3 protein-coding genes (1 of these 3 cut by a window edge) are annotated in these 19727 nt (G+C 69.1%); all 3 read left to right on the forward strand.

Annotated features, from left to right (window positions below):
* Tightly spaced (each overlapping or abutting the next), the 3 genes in view from ACQR1H_RS15570 to ACQR1H_RS15580 form a layout consistent with a single transcriptional unit that may run on beyond the window.
* Positions 1 to 9720, forward strand: a complete 9720-nt coding sequence (locus ACQR1H_RS15570; RefSeq protein ID WP_434907798.1) for an amino acid adenylation domain-containing protein — start codon at positions 1 to 3, stop codon at positions 9718 to 9720.
* On the forward strand, positions 9717 to 16295 hold the full coding sequence (locus ACQR1H_RS15575; protein ID WP_434907799.1) for an amino acid adenylation domain-containing protein: 6579 nt from the start codon (positions 9717 to 9719) through the stop codon (positions 16293 to 16295). The genes ACQR1H_RS15570 and ACQR1H_RS15575 overlap by 4 nt, the downstream gene beginning before the upstream one ends.
* Positions 16288 to 19727 carry the start of a non-ribosomal peptide synthase/polyketide synthase gene (locus ACQR1H_RS15580; RefSeq protein WP_434907800.1) on the forward strand. The gene runs 12961 nt beyond the window's last position, so 3440 of the gene's 16401 nt are visible here — the first part of the coding sequence; its start codon is at positions 16288 to 16290; its stop codon lies beyond the right edge, outside the window. The genes ACQR1H_RS15575 and ACQR1H_RS15580 overlap by 8 nt, the downstream gene beginning before the upstream one ends.

Consider the following 19727-nt stretch of genomic DNA (forward strand, 5'->3'; position numbering starts at 1 on the left):
ATGCCGCCACAGACCCTCGTCGAACGACTCCGTGAGTATGCCGCCTCGCGCGCCGACCATCCGGCGTTGCGCTTCATCGAAGGCGACGACGTCGTCGACGAGCTGTCATTCGCCGCGCTGGACCGGCGCATCCGCGCTCTTGCCGCGCATCTGCAGGAGCGCGCGCGAGCCGGCGAGCGGGCCGTGATCCTGCTGCCGAACGGGCCGGACTATGCAGTCGCGTTCTACGCCTGCCTCTATGCCGGGGTCATCGCCGTGCCGGCCTATCCGCCGGAGGCCGGCAGGGAGCGCTACGCGAGCCGTCTCGACGGCATCCTGCGCGACGCCGCGCCGCGGCTCATTCTTACCCAGGCGCGGCTTCGCGACGCCGTCACGGCCTGTGTGGGCCAGACCCGGGCCGATGTCGTTGCCGTCGACGAGGTGCCGGTCGGCGCGGCCGTCTCCTGGCGGGAGACGGAGCTGAACGGCGATGCGATCGCGTTCCTCCAATATACGTCGGGTTCGACATCGCAGCCGAAGGGCGTCTGCGTCACCCACCGAAACCTCGTCGCCAATGAGATTGCGATGGAGGCGGTGCTCGGCGGCACCCGGGATGACGTGTTCGTCAGCTGGCTGCCGCTCTATCACGACATGGGATTGATGGGCGGATTGCTCAATCCGCTGTTCACGGGTTTCACCGCCGTGCTGATGACGCCGCGCAATTTCCTCGAGCAGCCGCGGCGCTGGCTCGAGGCCATCGATCGCCACGGCGGCACCTGCAGCGGCGGGCCGGACTTCGCATTCGCGCTCTGCGCGGACCGGATATCGGATGCGGCGATCGCGCACCTGGACCTTAGCCGCTGGCGCTTCGCGTTCTCCGGCTCGGAGTTCGTGCGGCGCGCGACGCTGGATCGCTTTGCCGCGCGCTTCCGGCCTGCGGGCCTCGATCCTCGCGTTCTGACGCCTTGCTACGGCCTTGCCGAGGCGACCTTGCTGGTGACCGCAGGCGACAGCGCGAGCCTGGCGGCTTGTCATACGCTCGATTCCGCAGCACTCGCCGGCGGCCGTGTTGCCGATACCGACGCAGGGACGGACCTGATGGTCTGCGGCACCGTGGCCGACGGTCACGCCGTCCGCATCATGAGAACCGATGCGTCCGCCCAGGCCGAGGCGAACGAAGTCGGAGAGATCTGGGTCGCGGGTCCGAGCGTCGCGCAGGGCTATTGGAACAATCCGGAGGCGACGCGGCAGACCTTCGTCGCGCGTGACGGCGCGCGCTGGCTGCGGACCGGCGACCTCGGCTTCGTCCGCGACGGCGAGCTCGTCGTCACCGGCAGGCTCAAGGATCTGCTGATCGTTCGCGGCCAGAACATCTATCCATTCGACCTGGAGCAGGCCGTCGAGTCCGACGTGGCCTCGGTCCGGAAGGGGCGCGTCGCGGCCTTCCCGGTCGAGATCGATGGCACCGAAGGCATCGGCGTGGCGGCCGAGTTCAGCAGGGCGGTGCTGCGGCGGACGCCGGCCGATGTGCTGATCAAGGCGATCGGCGATGCGGTCATGCGGCAGACGCAAGATTATCCGGCGGTGGTCGTGCTGCTGAACCCGCAGGGCATGCCGTTGACCACCAGCGGCAAGCTGCAGCGCTCCGCCTGCCGCGCCGGGTGGGCGCACGGCACGCTCGACAGTTTTAGGGTGTTCGAGCGGCGGCGTGAGGCGGCGGACCGGTCGCCGTCCTCGGAGCTTGCAACGGAAACCGAACGCCGTCTTGCGCTGATCTGGCGGGATGTGCTCCGGGTCACGGCCGTCGGCTGCGGCGACGACTTCTTCATGCTCGGCGGCAATTCGGTCGCAGCCGCCCAGGTCGCGGCGATGGTGCGCGAGCAGTTCGGAATCGAGCTCGCGCTGCGCAGCTTCTTCGATGCGCCGACGCTCGCAGCGCTTGCGGCGCTGGTCGATGCGGCCGGCACCGATGCAAGAGCGCTGGCGCCGCTGCAGCCGGCCCCGGAGGGCGTGCGCGAACTGCTGTCGCCCGCGCAGGAGCGGCTGTGGTTCCTCTGGAGCATGGACCCGGCCAGCACGGCCTACACCATCGCCTGCACGCTCCGCTTCGACGGCGCGCTCGATCAGGCGCTGCTGGTGCAGGCGCTGACCGAGATCGTCGCGCGGCACGAGACGCTGCGCACCAGCTTTGCCGCGCCGGATGGCCGCGTCGTGCAGGTGATCCATGCGGCAACCGAGATTCCCGTCGCGGTCGAGGATCTACGGCGCAGGCCGGCAGCGGAGCGCGCGTCGCGGGCCGCGGCGCGGACACGCGAGGAGCTGGCGCGGCCGTTCGATCTCGTCGATGGCCCGCTGCTGCGCGCGGTGCTGATGCAGCTCGCGGACGATCGCCACGAGCTGCTGCTCTCGGCGCATCACATTGTCGCCGATGGCCTCTCGCTCGACGTGCTGCTGGCTGAGATCGCTACGCTTTATGACGGGCTCCGGCGCGGAGCAGTCGCGCTGCCGCCGCCATCCGCCATCCAATATGCCGACTACGCCGCCTGGCAGCGGGAGTGGCTCGCCGGCCCCGAGGCCGCGCAGCAGCTCGCCTATTGGCGCGGGCGGCTCGGCGATGCGGATACGCCGCTCGCCTTGCCGTTCGACCGGCCGCGACCGGCGGTGCCGAGCTATCGCGGCGACACCATCCACCTCGCGATCCAGCCCGATCTGGCGCTGAAGCTGCGCGCGCTCGCCAGAGAGCATCGCGTCAGCATGTTCATGCTTTTGCTCGCCGCCTATCAGTTGCTGCTGTTCCGCTACTCCGGCCGCTCCGACCTGCGCGTCGGGGTGCCCGTCGCCGGCCGCCGGCAGGCCGAGCTGGCATCGTTGATCGGCTGCTTCGTCAATACGCTGGTGTTGCGGGCCGACGTGGCCGACGGCATGAGCTTCGCCGAACTGCTGGCGCAGGCGAAAGAGGAGGTCATCACCGGGCTCGCGCATCAGGATCTGCCGTTCGACCGTCTCGTCGATGCGCTCAAGCCGGCCCGCTCCGGCGGCCACAATCCGCTGTTCCAGGTCAAGTTCAACTACATGGCCGCGCCGGCCGGACTTGCGCTCGGCGACGGCCTGCGCGCCGAGACGCGCATCGTCGATCTCGCCGGCTCGCATTTCGATCTCGCGCTCGATATCGTCGACGGCCCGGCGGGCATGGATGCGAGCCTGAATTTTGCGACGGATCTGTTCGATGCGGCCACGGTCGAGCGGATCGGCGGCCAGCTCGTCGATTTTCTGCGGCAGATCGCGGCCGGTCCCGACCGGCCGCTGCGCGACTTCGCGATCGCGCGGGAAGTCAGGCAGACCGTCGCAGCGGAGGCGAAGAGCTTCCCCGCGACGGATATCCTCGATCTGATCGGCACTGCGTTTGCGGGCCGCGACGACCGGGTCGCGCTGCGTCAGGGACAGGACACTGTCAGCGCAGCCGGGCTGGCGCGCTGGTCGGACCACATCGCGGGCGCGCTCGTCGCGGCCGGCGTCACGCGCGAGACGCCGGTGGCGTTGTGGATCGAGCGGTCGCCGGCCTTCGTCGCGGCGCTGCTCGGCGTCCTCAAGGCGGGCGGCGCCGTCGTGCCGCTCGATCCGGCGTGGCCGGTGGCGCGCGTTGCGCGCATCCTTCGGGACGGCGAGATTGGCATCCTGATCGCAACCGGCGAGCATCTGGCTGCGGCGAGGGCGCTGGCCTGTCGTACACTCGACGGCACTGAGCGCGGCGATGCGTCCGCGTTCGATGCCCCGCGGCCCCGTCCGGCGCAGACCGCCTACATCATCTACACCTCGGGTTCGACCGGCGCGCCCAAGGGAGTTGCCGTCTCGCACGGCGCGCTCGCCAACTACGTGCAGGCGCTGCTGTCCCGACTGCAGCCGCCTGCCGGCGGCGGCATGGCGATGGTCTCGACGGTCGCCGCCGATCTCGGCCACACCGTGCTGTTCGGCGCGCTCGCGAGCGGTGTGACCTTGAACCTGCTGCCGGCCGATGCTGCGTTCGATGCGGATGCGTTTTCGCAAGCGATGCGCGATGGCGAGATCGGCGTCCTCAAGATCGTGCCGAGCCATCTGCGCGGCCTGTTGCGGGCGCGGCGCTCGGCCGACATCCTGCCACGCGACGTGCTGATCCTCGGCGGCGAGGCCTGCGATCCCGGCCTGATCGCAGAGGTCCGTCGGCTGCGGCCGCACTGCCGGATCGTCAATCACTACGGCCCGACCGAGACGACGGTCGGCGTGATGACCCATGAGTGGACGGACGCCGACGCCGAAGGTGTGGTGCCGGTCGGATTGCCGCTTGCGAACCTGCGCGCCTACGTTCTCGACGATGCGTTGAATATCGTGCCGGCCGGGGTCGCTGGTGAGCTCTACATCGGTGGCGCCGGGCTGGCGCGCGGCTATCGCGGCGCGCCTGGACAGACGGCCGAGCGCTTCGTCCCCGATCCGTTCGGAGTCTCAGGCGAACGCCTCTACCGCACCGGCGATTTGGTGCGCTGTGATCAGGCGGGTCGGGTCGTGTTCGTGGGCCGGCGCGACGATCAGGTGAAGCTGCGCGGCTACCGCGTCGAGCCCGCCGAGATCGGCCGCGCCGTCTGCTCGTTGAATGGCGTCGCCGATGCCGCCGTCGTGGTCCGCGCCGTCGACGCGGAGCGGGAACGCCAGGAGCTCGTGGCCTATTGTGTTGCCGCGACAAACGTCGTGTTGCAGCCGGAGGCGCTGCGGCACCAGCTCTCGGCGATGCTGCCGGACTACATGGTGCCCTCGCGCTTCGTCGTGCTTGAGCGGCTGCCGCTGACCGCCAACGGCAAGCTCGACCGAGCGGCGCTGCCGCAGCCGGACGAGGACGTCGTGCTGTCCTATGCCGCCCCTGTCGGCGCGGTGGAGCAGGCGATCGCGGAGGTCTGGCAGGACGTGCTCGGCCGCGAGCGGATCGGCCGCAATGACAATTTCTTCGAGCTCGGCGGCGACTCCATTCTGAGCCTCCAGATCATCGCGCGGCTGCGCAAGCGCGGCGTCAGGCTGACGCCGAAGCAAATGTTCGCGCAGCAGACGATAGCGGCGCTGGCCGGTGTGGTTGCGACCACCTCCGCACCGGCCATGACGCCGCCGGCAGCAGCACGCAACGCAATGAACGCCTGCGCTGCGGAGCTGCTGCCGATCCAATTGCGCTTCTTTGCCGACGACATTCCCAACCGCGATCACTTCAACCAGGCGGCGCTTCTGATCCCGCGGGACCGGATCGACTGGAGCGTGTTGCAGCGGGCACTCGCCGCCATCGTGAGGCATCACGACGCGCTTCGCATGACGTACCGTCAGGTCGCGGGCGAATGGCAGGCGGCGCCGGTCGATCTGCCTGCCGAGGCTGAGCTGCTTTGGATCCGCACGGCGGCCGAGCCGGCCGACATCGGTGCGATCGCGGCGGCGGCACAGGCGAGCCTGTCATTGGCAGCGGGATCGCTGCTGCGCGCGGTCGGGTTAGACATGGCCGACGGCAGCCAGCGGCTGCTGATCGCGGTCCATCACCTCGCCGTCGACGGCGTGTCATGGCGGATCCTGCTCGAAGACATCACGATGGCCTATGAGCAACTGGCAGGGCGGGCGGCCGCCGTCACCCTGCCGTCCACGAGCTCCGCACCGTCGTCATGGGTGCAACGGCTGCGCGCGCATGCGGCGTCCGATCGGTTGGCTGGCGAGATGGCCTTCTGGCTGGCGTCCTCGCGCGGCCGCGCGCTGCCCTGTGACGACGATCATGGCGGCGCCGATGTCGAGGCCGAGGCCGAGGAGGTCGTGCTCAACGTCGAGGCGGAGCTGACCGAACAGCTGCTCGATGCCGCGCCTGCGGCCTATCGCACGCAGGTCAACGACCTGCTGCTGGCCGCGCTGGCGCGTGCGCTCTGGAATTGGAGCGGGATCGATGGCGTCGCGATCGAGCTCGAGGGCCACGGCCGCGAGGATGTCTTTGCGGACGTCGATCTCACGCGGACGGTGGGCTGGTTCACCACCGCATTTCCGGTCTGTCTCGACGGCGGCAGCGAGACCGACCGTGCGCTCATCGCCCGCGTCAAGGAGAGCTTGCGCGCCGTGCCCGACCGCGGGCTCGGCTATGGCGTCCTGCGCTATCTCGGCGCGAAGGAGCAGCGTGAGGCGCTATCGCAGACGCCAAGCCCGCGCATCGTCTTCAACTATCTCGGCCGCTTCGATGGGCAGCTCGGCGCGTCGGCGCCGTACCGGATCGCGCCGGAGAATCCGGGACCGATGCGGGCCACAGACACGCCGTTGCGGGCTTGGCTCACCATCAATGGCGAGGTGCGCGACGGACAGCTGCGTCTCGGCTTCCGCTATGGCAGCCGGCGCTATCGGCGCGCCACCGTCGAACGGCTCGCGGAGCTCTATCGCGCGGCGCTGCGTGGTCTCGTCGATCACTGCCTCGGCGCTGCCGGCGGTCTGACCCCGTCCGACGTTCCGGTCGCGGGGCTCGATCAGGCGGCGCTCGACAGGCTCTGCGCGACGATCGACTGTCGCTCCGTCGAGGACATCTATCCGCTGTCGCCTATGCAGCAGGGCTTGCTGTTCCATGCGCTGCGCGATGGCGCTGATGACGTCTATGTCAACCAGCTCTCGATCGAGCTCCGCGGGGTGACGCCGTCGCAGGTGCGTGCGGCATGGCAGGCGGCGAGCGCGCGGCATGCGGCGCTGCGGACGGGGTTTGTCTGGCAGCAATTGTCCGGCGCGGCCCAGCAGATCGTATACCGCCAGCTCGACGTGCCCGTGGTCGAGGAGGATTGGCGTGGCCGTATCGCGGATGGGGCCGCGGCGGCGGAGATCGATGCGGCGCTTGCGGAGGCGGCGGTGCACGAGCGCGAGCCTGGCTTCGACATCACGCGGCCGCCGCTGCAGCGGCTGCGGCTGATCCGGCTCGGCGAAGACAGGCTGTGGCTGATCTGGACGCATCATCACATCGTGCTTGACGGCTGGAGCTCGGCGCGGCTGCTTGCCGACGTCCTTCAGCAGATCGGCGGCCATGCGCCGTCGGCGGCGCAAGGCAGCTACCGCGACTACATCGCCTGGCTGCAGACGCGCGACCAGGCGGCAGCCGCGGATGTCTGGCGCGAGACGCTGCGCAATTTCGAGCCCACGCCGCTGGCCGGTGCCTTGCGCGCCAGCCGCGCGATCGACGCTGCGAGCGGCCATGGCCGGCTGACTTTGCGCGTGGACGGCGATCTCGCGGCTCGCCTGCGGCGGTTCGCGACACAGCAGCGCATCACGATGAACACGCTGCTGCAGGGGACCTGGGCGCAATTGCTGCGGCAGTATACCGGGCAAAGAGCGGTCTGCTTTGGCGTCACGGTCTCGGGCCGTCCGGCCGAGCTGGCCGGCGCCGAGCATATCGTCGGCCTCTTCATCAACACGCTGCCGCTGATCGACCGCGCGCATCCGCACACCGCGACCGGCGACTGGCTGCGCGCGCTGCAGGCGCACAGCGTCGCGGCGCGCGACTATGAGTGGCTGCCGCTGCACGAGATCCAGCGCCTGGCCGACAGGGCCGGGCAGCCACTGTTCGACAGCCTGATGGTGTTCGAGAACTATCCGATCGATCGGACGCTCACCGCGCGCGACGGAGCCGGGACGCAGATCGGGCGGGTCGACCACGTGACGCCGACCAACTATCCGATCGCGGTCATCGTGTTCGACGGACCGGAGGGGCTGCGCCTCGACTTCAACTACGATCGCGCGCAATTGGACGACCATGCGGTCCGCCAGGTGAGCGCGTCGTTGCGGGACTGGCTGACGCAGATATCGGCGGATGCCACCCGTCCGGTCGGCAGCCTTCGAATGGTCGACGGTGAGGCGCTGGCGTGCGTCCTGCGCTGGAGCGGAGCAGCGGTCGGCGAGACCTCATGCCGGCCGCCGTTCAGCGATTTGGTGCCCGGCCTTGTGGCGCAGATCGAGACGCGCGCGAAGGCCATCCCGGACGCGGTTGCGATCGTCAGCGGCGACCGCCGGATCAGCTACGGCGAGTTGAACGCACGCGCCAACCGGCTGGCGCGGCGACTGCGCGCGCGCGGGATCGGCGCCGGTGCCGTGGTCGGACTGGCGCTGGAGCGCGACGCCGAGATGATCGTGGCGCTGCTCGCCGTGCTGAAGGCCGGCGCCGCCTACCTGCCGCTCGATCCGGACTATCCGGAAGAGCGTCTCGCCCACATGCTCGGCGACAGCAGTGTAAAACTGCTGCTGACGCAGACCGGGCTGCAGGATCGGTTCACGCGCGCGCTGGCCGACGGCGGAGTGGAGGCCTGGCTGCTGGATCGTGCCGACGAGGGCGGCAACGCCGACAATCTCGACCTTGCCATTCATCCTGAGAGCCTTGCCTACGTCATCTATACCTCGGGCTCGACCGGCTTGCCCAAGGGCGTGATGGTACGCCACGGCGCATTGACGAACTTCCTGGCGACCATGGCCGAGCAGCCGGGGATCACGTCCGACGACCGCGTGCTGGCCCTGACCTCGTTGTCGTTCGACATCGCGGTGCTGGAGCTGTGGCTGCCGCTGACACGGGGCGCACGCATCGTGCTGGCCGACCGGGCGTCGGCGCAGGATCCGGCGGCGCTGAAGGCGATCGTGGCCAGGCACGGCGTGACCTTGATCCAGGCGACGCCGTCGAGCTGGCGCATGCTGCTCGATCATGACGGCGCCGCGAGGCTGCCGCCTGGCTGTCGCGCGCTCAGCGGCGGCGAGGCGCTGGCTCCCGATCTGGCGCGGCGGCTCGTCGCGCTGAGCGGCGAGGTGTGGAACCTGTATGGGCCGACCGAGACCACGGTGTGGTCCGCGCGTCACCGGCTGGACTCCGATGATCCAACGCCGGTGCTCGGCGGTCCGATCGGCAACACCACGCTTTACGTGCTGGACGCCAATCTCAATCTGCTGCCGCCCGGGGTGGCCGGCGAGCTGTTCATCGGCGGCGAGGGATTGGCCCGCGGTTATTGGAGGCGCGCCGGGCTCAGCGCGGAGCGCTTCATTCCGGATCCGTTCGGCCGCCCCGGTGCGCGGCTGTACCGGACCGGCGATCTGGCGCGCTGGCGTGCCGATCGCGCGCTCGACTATGTCGGCCGCGCCGATCACCAGGTGAAGATCCGCGGACATCGCATCGAGCTCGGCGAGATCGAGGCGCGGCTGCGCGCGCTGCCCGGCGTCCGCGACAGCGTCGTGGTCGCGCAGGAGTTCGGCGGCGGCAGGACCCTGGTCGGCTATGTCAGCAGCGAGAGCATGCTGGATGGCGGCGAGCTTCGCGCGGCGCTCGCGGCCGTGCTGCCGGACTACATGGTGCCGTTGCGCGTCGTCGTGCTGCCGCGGCTGCCGCTGACGCCGAACGGCAAGATCGACCGCAAGGCGCTGCCGACGACGTCGCAAGGCGAGGCGTGGGACGACTATCAGGCTCCGGTCGGCGAGATCGAGAGCACGCTGGCCGGCATCTGGGCGGAGCTGCTCGGTCTCGACCGTGTCGGGCGGGCGGATCACTTCTTCAAGCTCGGCGGCCACTCTCTGCTGGCGGTACGGCTGCTCAGCCGCGTCGCGCAGGAGTTCGGCACGTCGATGCCATTGTCCGAGCTGTTCGCTCATCCCGAATTGGCGGAGCTCGCGCGCGTCCTCTCGATCAGGCTGATCGAGCAGGAGTTCGCCGAAGGTGAGCTCGAGGACCTGATGACGGCGGAGCTATCATGAGCGGACAATCAGGACAGCCTCGACTGCGCGACCTCGATCCGGACGCATTGCGCCAGCTGGCTTCGCGCGCACGGCAGCGCGGCCGCAACGCCGGCAGACGCGACGTCAACACCATCCCAAGCATCGATCGCGGGGGTCGGCTACCGCTCTCCTTCGCGCAGCAGCAGCTCTGGCTGCTGGCACAGCTCGAGGGCGGAGGCACGAACTATCACATCGACGTCGCGCTGCGGCTGCGGGGCCCGCTCGACATCGGCGCATGGCGCCGCAGCCTCGACCGGCTGTTCTCCCGCCACGAGGCGCTGCGAACGATCTTCGTTGCCGAGCAGGGCGAGCCGCGAGCCGTACTGTTGCCGCCGGATACCGGCCTGCCGCTGGAGATGCACGATCTTCGCAGCCGGCCGGACCGCGAGACGCGGCTGGCCGACCTGCTGAATGCGTGTACGCGCGCGCCGTTCGATCTCGCTCGGGGCCCGTTGATCCGCGGCCATCTGATCAGTCTCGGCGACGACGATCACGTCTTTCTGCTCAGCCAGCACCACATCATCTCCGACGGATGGTCGATGGGCGTCATCGTCCGCGAGCTGTCGGCGCTGTATGGCGCCTTCGCCGGAGGCGGCGACGATCCGTCGCCACCGCTGGCGATTCAGTATCCGGACTATGCGGCATGGCAGCGCGATGCGCTCACGGCGGATCGGCTGCGGCGGCAGCTCGATCATTGGACCACCGTGCTGCGGGACGCGCCATCCGTGCTGGCATTGCCGACGGACCGTCCGCGTCCCGCGCCGCGGTCCGACGCCGGCGCTGCTGTGGCTGTCGAGATCGACGACGGTCTTACGGCCGATATCAGGCAATTGAGCATCGCGCTCGGCGCCACCCCGTTCGTCATCGTGCTGGCGGCCTGGGCGATCGTGCTGTCGCGGCTGGCCGGCCAGCAGGATCTCGTCATCGGCACGCCGACGGCCAATCGGATGCGTTCGGAGCTCGAAGGGCTTGTCGGCTTCTTCGTCAACATGCTGGCGCTGCGGCTCGACCTCTCGGATGATCCTGCTGTGGTCGAGCTGATCGAGCGAGTGAAGACGGCCGTTCTTGCGGCGCAGGATCATCAGGACCTGCCATTCGAGCATCTTGTCGAGGCGCTCCAGCCGCCGCGGCATCCGGAATACACGCCCGTGTTCCAGGTGGTGTTCGCATGGCAGAGCAATGAAATCGGCTCATTGGCGCTGCCCGGCCTGGCGGTCGAGCGCCTTGCGACCGAGCAGCACAAGGTCAAGTTCGATCTCGAGCTCGATCTCAGTGAGAGCCGTGGCCGCATCTCCGGCAAGATCAACTACGTGACGGCGCTGTTCGACGCCGAGACCGTGCGGCGCTATCGCGGCTATCTGCTGGCTACGCTGCGCGCCATGGTCGCTGACACCAGCCAGCCGGTCGACCGCATCGAGCTGCTACCGGCCGAGGAACGTGCGCTGCTGCTGGACAGCTGGAATTGCACCCGATCGTTCACGCCGGCCGACTGCTGCATCCAGGATCTCATTGCCGAGCAGGCACGCCGCCGGCCGTCAGCGGTGGCGCTGGTCCATGACGAGGTCAGACTGACCTATCGGGAGCTCGAGCTGCGCGCCAATCGCCTCGCGCATCACCTCGTCGCGCTGGGCGCCGGTCCGGACCGGCTGATCGCGATCTGCCAGCAGCGCGGCGTCGATACGATCGTCAGCGTGCTCGCGGTGCTCAAGGCCGGGGCCGCCTATCTGCCGCTGGATCCGACCTATCCGCTGCAGCGGCTGCGCGAGATCGTGGCCGATGCCCAGCCGATGCTGCTGCTCCGTGACCGCGAGAGCGCCGGTGCGCTCGGCGACGTGGCATGCCCCGTGGTCGATGTGGAAAGCGATGCACCGGCCTGGAGCGGGCTGCCGGACAGCGCGCCGGATGTTGATGCCCGCGGCGTGACGCCGCGCAATCTCGCTTATGTCATCTACACCTCGGGCTCCACCGGGCGGCCGAAGGGGGTGATGATCGAGCACCATGGCCTGGTCAATCTCGCGCAGGCCCAGATCGGGCTGTTCGACACCGGTCCGGACAGCCGGGTCGCGCAGTTCGCCTCCTTCAGTTTCGACGCAAGCGTGTGGGACATCGTCATGGCGCTCTGCGCCGGCGCCGAGCTGCATCTGCTCGGAAGCCGCGAGCATCGCGACGCAGCCGAGCTGTTGAACTATCTCGCCGACCATCGCATCACCCACGCCACCCTGCCGCCCGCGATGCTGCAGGGCCGCTCGGACCTCGCGCGGCTCTCCGGGCTCGAGGTGCTGGTTCTTGCCGGCGAGTTGCCGAAGTCGGAGCTGTTCGAGGTTTTGCCGTCGGAGATTGCGGTCTTCAACGCCTACGGCCCGACGGAAGCGACCGTCTGCGCCACCGCGTGGCGTCGTCCAGCCGGCTTTGCCGGCGGTATCGTCCCGATCGGGCGCCCGATCGCCAATGCGCGCATCTATCTGCTCGACGCCCAGGGCATGCCGGTGCCGCGCGGTGCCGTGGGTGAGATCTGGATCGGCGGGGCAGGGGTTGCGCGCGGCTATCTGAACCGTCCGGATCTGTCGGCGCAGCGCTTTGCTGCCGATCCCTTCGGGCTGTCGGCCGACGCGCGGATGTATCGAACCGGTGACCTCGGCCGCCATCTGGCCGACGGCAATATCGAATTTCTTGGCCGCAACGACCATCAGGTGAAGATCCGCGGCTTCCGTATCGAACTCGGTGAGATCGAGCATCGGCTGAATGCGCAAACCGGCGTGCGGGACTCGGCGGCGCTGGCGCGGCGCGATGCGCAGGGCGATCTCAGGCTCGTCGCCTATGTGGTGCCGGCAGACGACACCGATGACGCCGCCGCATGGGCCGCGCAGCTGCGCGGGCAATTGCAGGCGTGCCTGCCGGATTACATGGTTCCCTCGGCGATCGTCCGCCTCGATGCGTTTCCGCTGACACCCAACGGCAAGGTCGATCGGCAGGCGCTGCCGGCGCCGGACGACGAAGCGTTCGGCCGCGGCGCCTATGATCCACCCCGGGGCGAAATCGAACAGGCCCTCGCGGCCATCTGGCGCGAGCTGCTGGGCATCGAGCGCGTCGGCCGCAACGATCATTTCTTCGAGCTCGGCGGCCATTCGCTGCTCGTCGTCCGCATGCTGGACCGGCTGAAGCGCCATGCACTGACGCTCGATGCGCACATGGTGTTCGCCAGGCCGGTGCTGCGCGATCTAGCGGCCAGCCTGCGGCCCGGCGAGGAGATTGCGATCCCCGCCAACCTGATCGCGCCGGAGAGCGCGGCCATCACGCCGGACATGCTGCCGCTGATCGCGCTGAGCCAGCCCGAGATCGACCGCGTGGTCGCCCAGGTGCCGGGCGGCGTCGCCAACGTCCAGGACATCTACGCGCTGTCGCCGTTGCAGGAAGGCATCCTGTTCCATCATCTGCTGGCGACCGAGGGCGATCCTTACGTGCTGGTCGCACAGATGGCATTCGCGGGCCGCGATCTGCTGGATCGTTATCTCGCCGCGGTTCAGGACGTGATCGACCGGCACGACGTGCTGCGGACGTCGTTCCTCTGGGATGGGTTGTCGGTTCCGGCGCAGGTGGTCTGGCGCCACGCACCGCTGAGCGTCACCGAAGTCGCGCTCGAAGGTCACGCGCCGGCTCAGGTCGAGCTGGCCCGCCGCTTCGATCCGGGATCCTGCCGGCTCGATCTGACCCGGGCGCCGTTGCTGCGTCTGGTTGTCGCCCGTGACGAGGAAAATGATCGCCTGCTGCTGCTGGTCCTGCTGCATCACATGGTCGGCGACCATACCACGCTGCAGGCGTTGCATGAGGAGGTGCAGCTGATTCTGTCGGGGCGCCGCGCTGATCTGCCTCCGCCGATTCCATTCCGCAATCTTGTCGCCGAAACGCGCAAGCCCGCCGGGCAGGATGCGCAGCAGCGTTTCTTCCGCGGCATGCTCGCCGACATCGATGCACCCACGGCACCGTTCGGATTGATGGAGGTGCGCAGCGACGGCGACGGCGTGCGCGAGGCAAGGCTGCCCCTGCCGGCCGCGCTCGACGCGCGGCTGCGTGCACAGGCGCGGCGCCTTGGCGCGAGCCTCGCCAGCCTCTGTCATGTCGCCTGGGGGCAGGTGCTGGCGCGCAGCAGCGGGCGCGAGCAGGTCGTGTTCGGCACCGTGCTGCTCGGCCGCATGCAGGCCGGTCACGATACCGGCCGCAGCCTGGGCCTGTTCATCAACACGCTGCCGGTGCGGCTCGATCTCGACGGCACGTCGGTGGAGGACAGCGTTCGCGCGGCGCATGCGCGGCTGGCGGAGCTGATGGCGCATGAGCATGCCTCGCTGGCGATGGCCCAGCGCTGCAGCGGTGTCGCGCCGCCGACGCCGCTGTTTTCCGCGATCTTGAACTATCGGCACGGCCGGAGACAGGATGCGCAGGTGGATGCTGAGCTCCCGCAAGGCGTCGAATGGCTCGGCGGCGAGGAGCGCACCAACTATCCGCTGATGCTGGCGGTGGACGATGACGGCCATGGGCTTCACCTGACGGTCCAGGTCGCGGCGCCGGTCGCGCCCGAGCGGGTCGGCGCGATGATGCAGCAATCGCTCGATCAACTCGCGTTGGCACTGGAAGAGGCGCTCCATACGCCGGTGCGCCGGATCGACGTCGTTCCGGACGATGATCGCGCGCGGCTGCTGCAGGCCTGGAATGCGACGGCGACCAACGCTGCGAATGCGCCCTGCGTGTATCGACAGTTCGAGGCGCATGCGGCGCGAACGCCCGATGCGGTCGCGCTGGTGCATGGACCGGAGACGATCAGCTACGGTGCGCTGAATGCGCGGGCGAACCGGCTGGCGCGGCGGCTGCGGGATCGCGGCGTCGGCCCCGATGTGGTGGTCGGGCTCGCGCTGGAGCGCGGCGTCGCGATGATGGTGGCGCTGCTCGCGGTGCTCAAGGCGGGCGCGGCCTATCTGCCGCTCGATCCGGACTATCCCGCCGAGCGTCTCGCGCACATGCTGAACGACAGCGGTGCCAAGCTGCTGCTGACACAGGCCACGCTGCACGACCGGTTCGCGCCGGTGCTGGAGCGGAGCGAGGCCGAGGCTTGGCTGCTCGAGGTCGCGGCCGGCGATGGCCTCGGCCAGACCGACAATCTTTCCGTCGACGTGCACCCCGAGAGCCTCGCCTACGTCATCTACACCTCCGGCTCGACCGGGCTGCCGAAGGGCGTGATGGTGCGCCATGCCGCGCTGACGAACTTCCTGGCGACGATGGCCGAACAGCCGGGCATCGCGGCCGGCGACCGCGTGCTCGCGCTGACGTCGTTGTCCTTCGACATCGCCGTTCTGGAGCTGTGGTTGCCACTCACAAATGGCGCCCAGGTCGTGCTCGCCGACCGTGCCGCGGCCCATGATCCCGAGGCCCTCAAGGCGATGGTCGCACGGCACGGCGTGACCATGATCCAGGCGACGCCATCGAGCTGGCGCATGCTGCTCGATCACGACGCGGCCAATCCTGATCCATGGCTGCGGAAGGGCTGCCGCCTGCTGAGCGGCGGGGAGGCGCTGGCCTCGGATCTGGCGCGGCGGCTGAACGCAGAGAGCAGCGAGGTCTGGAATCTGTATGGGCCGACCGAGACCACGGTGTGGTCGGCGCGCCACCGCCTCGATGGCGCGAATCCGGTGCCGCTGCTCGGCAGCCCGATCGGCAACACCGCACTGTACGTGCTCGACGGCGAGCTCAACCTCGCGCCGGTCGGCGTCACCGGCGAGCTCTTCATCGGTGGTGACGGGCTCGCGCGCGGCTATTGGAAACGCGCGGCGCTGAGTGCCGAGCGCTTCATTCCGGATGCGTTCGGCGACGACGGCGCGCGGCTGTACCGGACCGGGGACCTCGCGCGCTGGCGGGCCGATGGCGTGCTCGACTATGTCGGCCGCGCCGATCATCAGGTGAAGATCCGCGGACATCGAATCGAGCTGGGCGAGATCGAGGCGCGGCTGCGGGAGCTGCCGGGCGTGCGCGACAGCGTCGTCGTCGCGCACGAGCTCGGCGGCGGCCGTCAGTTGGTCGGTTATGTCAGCGGCGAGGCCTCGCTCGATGGCAGTGATCTTCGCGCCGCGCTCGCAACGGCGCTGCCGGACTACATGGTGCCCTCGCGCGTCATCGTGCTGCCGGAGCTGCCGCTGACCCCGAACGGCAAGATCGACCGCAAGGCGCTGCCGCGGCCGGATGCGACGCCGCCGGGGGCGCGGCGCGTCGATCCGCGCAATCCGACCGAGGCTGCGCTCGCGACGATCTGGGCCGAGCTGCTGCACAAGCCGGCGGTCGGCGTCACCGATGATTTCTTCGAGCTCGGCGGCGACTCGCTGGTGGCCGTCCAGCTCGTCGGCCGCATCAAGCGCGATCTCGCGCGGGAGCTGCCGTTGAAGCGGCTGTTCGAACTGACCACGGTCGAGACCATGGCATCGGCGCTCGCCGCGGACCCGCCGCCGAGGCGCAGCGACGACATCGCCGCCATGTTCGATCTGCTTGAAGAAGTCGAGTTCGCCAATGAATGATCAGTCCGGACTTCAGGCCCAGCAGCTCAGCGAGATCGCGCGCCGGTTGGTGCGTCTCGACGCGCCAAAGCAGCGCGCCTTCCTGACGCAGTTGGCGGCCAAGGGCATCGATCTTTCGATTCTGCCGATCGCCCGGCAGCAGCTGCAGCGCGCGCTGTTGTCGTTCGCGCAGGCCCGCCTCTGGTTCCTGTGGCGGATGGATCCGGACGGCTCCGCCTACAACATGCCGGTCGCGATCCGGCTGCGGGGCCGTCTCGATGCCGCCGCGCTTCAACGGGCGCTCGACGAGCTGGTCATGCGCCATGCCGCGCTCCGCACCACGTTCCGGCAGGACGGCGGCGAGCCGGAGCAGATCGTGGGACCGCCGGCGCCGGTCGCGCTTCGCCGCATCGAGATTGCCGGCGATGATTGCGAGCAGCAGGCGCGCCGGCTGCTGCGTGAGGAAGCGGCGCTGCCGTTCGATCTCGAATCCGGACCGCTGCTGCGCGCGGCGCTGCTGAGGCTCGACGAGCACGACCATGTTCTCTCGGTGACGCTGCACCACATCGTCGCCGATGGCTGGTCGATGCAGGTCCTCACCGACGAGTTCTGGCAGCTCTATCGCGCAGCCGTCCGCGGCGAGACCGCCTCGCTGCCGGCGCTCGAGATCGACTACGCCGATTTCTCCGCCTGGCAGCGGCTGTGGCTCGGCGCGGTGGAGGAGGAGCGGCAGCTCCGCTACTGGACCGGCCGGCTGCACGACACGGCGATGCTGCAACTGCCGTTCGATCGGCCGCGTTCGGTCCAGACCGACCAATCCGGCGGTGCCATACGCCTGTCACTCGGCGCCGAGCTTTCCGATCGTCTGCGCGAGCTTGCGCGGCAACATCACACGACGCTGTTCGTCGTGCTGCTCGCGGCACTGAAGGTGGTGCTCTATCGCTACAGCGGCCAGGACGACATCAGCATCGGCGTTCCCCTCGCCAATCGCGATCGGCCGGAAACGCGGCGCCTGATCGGGCTGTTGGTCAACACCCAGGTGCTGCGGACGCGGATCGACAGCCTGGGGACGATCGCCGACGTCGTCGAAACGCTGCGCGCGGCTTCGCTCGAGGCCAGGGATCACCAGGACCTTCCGTTCGAACGGCTGCTCGACGTGTTGCAGCCACAGCGCAGCCTGAGCCAGACGCCGCTGTTCCAGGTGCTCTACAACCATCAGCATCGGCGCGGGCCGGCGCATGCGCCGGCTAGCTCTGAATTGCAGATCGAGACGATCGCGGCCGAGATTGAGACGGTGAAATTCGACCTCGCGCTCGACAGCGAGGAATTGCCGTCGGGGGACGTCTCGGCGCTGTTTTCCTTTGCCACCGCGTTGTTCGAGCGGTCGACCATCACGCGGCTCGCCGGCCATTGGCTGACGATCCTGCAGGAAATGGTCGCAGATCCCACGCGCCGGATCGCGGCGCTGGAGCTGTTGTCGGACCGGCAGCGCGACGACGTCAGGCAGTGGAATGCCTGCGCGCCCGCGCGCGCGGCCTTCCAGTCGGTGCACCGGATGTTCGCGCGGCACGCCAAGGACACGCCGGGCGCGACAGCCCTGGTGTTCGGAGCCGAGACGATCAGCTATCAGGCGCTCGATCGCCGCGCCAATGCCATCGCGCAGCATCTGCTGGCGCTCGGCGTTCGACCCGGCGAGCTCGTCGCGCTCTCGATGCAGCGTTCGCCCGATCTCGTCGCCGGTTTCGTTGCCGTCCTCAAGGCCGGCGCCGCCTATCTGCCGCTCGATCCCGATCATCCACCAGCGCGGCTTGCTGCAACCGTTCGCGATGCCGGCGCGCGCGTCGTGCTGGTCGATGCGGCGGGACGATCGCAATGGCCGCCGATGCCGGGCATCGCAGTCGTCGATCTCGGCGTGATCCCGGCCGAGACGACGGAGATTGATCCCGCGGTCGATGTCCATCCCGCGAGCTTCGCCTACGTGATCTATACGTCCGGCTCCACCGGTGTACCGAAGGGCGTCGCGGTCGCGCATGGACCGTTCGCGATGCATTGCGACGCCACGGCCGGTCTCTACGAGATGGACCAGCAGTCGCGCGAACTGCACTTCCTTTCCTTCACCTTCGACGGCGCGCATGAGCGGTTGTGGACCGCGCTGAGCTGCGGCGCGGCCTTGGTGATGCGCGACGCCGATCTCTGGTCGGCGGAGAAGACGCTCGAGGTGATGCGCGCGGAGCGCGTGACCAATGCCGGCTTTCCGCCGGCCTACCTGCAGCAGCTCGCCGAATTCGCGGCGTGGCGCGGCGATCCGCCGCCCGTGTCGCTGTATTCGTTCGGCGGCGAGGCGATGCCCAAATCGGGCTTCGACAAGGTCAGGCAGGCGCTGCGGCCGCGCAAGCTGATCAACGGCTACGGTCCGACGGAGACGGTGGTCACGCCGCTGGTCTGGAAGGTCGACGCCGATGCCGAGATCGACTGCGCCTATGCGCCGATCGGCCGTCCGGTCGGCCGGCGCTCGGCCTATGTTCTCGACGGCGATCTGAACATCGTTCCGGTCGGCGTCATCGGCGAGCTTCATATCGGCGGCGAGGGGCTCGCGGCCGGCTATTGGAATCGGCCGGCGCTGACGGCGGAGCGCTTCATCCCCGATCCGTTCGGCGCACCCGGCGCGCGGCTGTATCGCACGGGCGATCTGGCGTGCTGGCGTGCCGACGGCGTCATCGACTATGTCGGCCGGTCCGATCATCAACTCAAGATCCGTGGCTTCCGCATCGAGCCGGGCGAGGTCGAGGCGCGGCTGACGCGGCAGACGGGCGTGCAGTCGGCGGTGGTGGTGGCACGCGAGATCGGCGGACGCCAGCAGCTGATCGGCTATGTCTGCGGCGAGGATGGCCTCGACGAGGCAACGCTGCGCGCGGCGCTGACGAAGGAGCTGCCGGACTACATGGTTCCGGCCCGCATCGTGCCGATGTCGCAGATGCCGCTCACGGCGCATGGCAAGGTCGATCGCGACGCCCTGCCGGTGCCCGATTCATTGTGTGCCGAGACAGACTATGTCGCGCCGCAATCGGCCGTGGAATTGGAGCTGGCGGCGATCTGGGCCGAACTGCTCGGCCATTCGCGGATCGGGCTCACCGACAATTTCTTCGAGCTCGGCGGCGATTCCATCATCTCACTGCAGGTGGTCGGCCGGGCGCGGCAGCGTGGCCTGTCAATCGAGCCGCGCGATCTGTTCCGGCATCAGACGCTGCAGGAGCTGGCGCGGGTCGCGCGCCGCGATCGGGCGGTCATTGTCTCCGCTGAGCCCGGCGCGCGCGACGGCGATCCGGTGCCGCTGTTGCCGATCCAGCGCCGCTTCTCTGCCGAGGACGCGGGCGAACGGCATCACTGGAACCAGGCCTTGATGCTCGTACCCTCGGCGCGGTTCGACTGGCGCGTGATGGCGCGGGCGGTCGA

The sequence above is a fragment of the Bradyrhizobium sp. HKCCYLRH2015 genome (assembly GCF_051168215.1).
Lineage (GTDB): Bacteria > Pseudomonadota > Alphaproteobacteria > Rhizobiales > Xanthobacteraceae > Bradyrhizobium.

What these genes read in the sequence shown, in the direction of transcription:
- ACQR1H_RS15570 (WP_434907798.1), top strand. Translation starts at nt 1, where the DNA reads ATGCCGCCACAGACCCTCGTCGAACGACTCCGTGAGTATGCCGCCTCG.
- ACQR1H_RS15575 (WP_434907799.1), top strand. Translation starts at nt 9,717, where the DNA reads ATGAGCGGACAATCAGGACAGCCTCGACTGCGCGACCTCGATCCGGAC.